The sequence below is a fragment of the Thiorhodococcus mannitoliphagus genome (assembly GCF_010915725.1).
Classification (GTDB): Bacteria; Pseudomonadota; Gammaproteobacteria; order Chromatiales; family Chromatiaceae; genus Thiorhodococcus; species Thiorhodococcus mannitoliphagus.
Window position 1 is genome coordinate 1 of sequence record NZ_JAAIJR010000329.1, and the last position, 1,383, is coordinate 1,383.

General features: G+C 49.5%; 3 protein-coding genes. All 3 read right to left on the reverse strand.

Going from position 1 to position 1,383, the window contains the following annotated elements; genetic code table 11:
* Positions 1 to 79: 79 nt before the first annotated feature.
* Entirely contained in the window at positions 80 to 457 is a 378-nt protein-coding gene (locus G3480_RS26650; protein ID WP_338114239.1) for an MIT C-terminal domain-containing protein, read from the reverse strand.
* A gap of 115 nt (positions 458 to 572) precedes the next feature.
* A complete protein-coding gene (locus G3480_RS29350; protein ID WP_338114238.1) occupies positions 573 to 920 on the reverse strand; it encodes an MIT C-terminal domain-containing protein in 348 nt (115 codons plus the stop codon).
* The coding region (locus G3480_RS28815; protein ID WP_240906103.1) for a BREX system Lon protease-like protein BrxL at positions 917 to 1,383 on the reverse strand (467 nt) is incomplete at its 5' end. The genes G3480_RS28815 and G3480_RS29350, both read right to left, overlap by 4 nt.

A 1,383-nucleotide genomic window follows, 5' to 3' on the forward strand; every position in this document is an offset into this window, starting at 1 on the left:
AACGGTTCTGCCTGGCGCCAAAAATCATCGGACATCTCTTGAAAGGCCATGGCATCCTCGATACGCGTGATTGTCGTACCTAAGATACTATCTTATTTGGCATTTTAATTATTAAGCATTTTCTGTTCCGGATATCCTCTAAGCTTAAATCGGTTGATCCAATGCCATACCAGCTATCTGGCTTTTGGTAGAAGTCCAAGCCTCGGCCAATCTTGATGATCCAGCCATTGTCGATGCGGATTTCCCGATCATGTAAATTCTCGTTGACTTTAATGTCGAGTTGAATATCAATTTCCAGCAGGCTTTGTTTGAGTTCATCCAGCCGGCTCGCCATTTCCTTTAGGTCAGTTTTGTCATCATAGGACGTGATCAAAGTGATTTTTCGGCCTTGATCATCGTTCGGTCCAGCTGCTGGCCATCCCTGTGTAGTCAGGGCTTCCAGCCCTGATTCTGTCAGGCCAAGATGGCCTGACTACAGCGGTCCCGCTAACTTCAAAACACTTTTATTATCAGTCACTTGGAAATGATGTTTTCGTAGGCCCTTAGGATGAATATAATTTAAAATCAATGGTTTATTTTTTTTCTGAGCGGGAATAGCTGGCCTGACAACGCATTCGTTGGCCGACTTGGGCGAAGGGATGATCGAGGCCGATTTTTCTGATGGTCGCGTGCTTGACCACGGTCTCGCAGAAGCGGACGAAATTTTGGATCTGGTGATTGGCGCGGATATAGGGATCTTCGATCAATACGGCTTTCGCGTTGACCAAATAGGTACTCATGAGCGATTCGTAGCTGAAACCTGTCGCACCGTACTGGATAGTGAAATGCTGTTCCTTAAGGGCGGGGATGACGGGTTCAATCGCTTCCTGCAAACCGGAACCCGAGGATTCCGGGGCCGGTATTTCCACTTCGGGTTTCACGGAAGGCGCCGATGGCAGTGCTCTTTTTCACCACTCTCCTCCGTTGGATGATGAATGTTCTTCCGCGCGGGTTCCTGGGTTGCAGCCGCTGATTTGGATTTCGGGCAGAAGACAATGGTGTCTTGACCCTGGTGATTGATGAAGGATAAATTGATCAGCGCAAATTCATCATCTGACTTGCGCTTGTTCATCTGCTCCTTGACGCGGCGCCGGCATTCAGTCGCATAAGCCACGTATTCATCGAATTCGTCATCATTGGGTGGGCCAGACGGATGTAATATCTTGAGCAAGGCCGCGACGGTCTTCTTGATGCCTTTCTCATCACGACCTTCAACGGCTTGGCCGAGTTTGATCCGCTGGCTGACCAACCTGCGCATGGACCCCATGGCCTTGATCATCGGTTGGCCCAAAACCGAGTGTTTCAGTAGGCGATGAAACGGCCTGAAGGAGTGGCAGGAGCGCC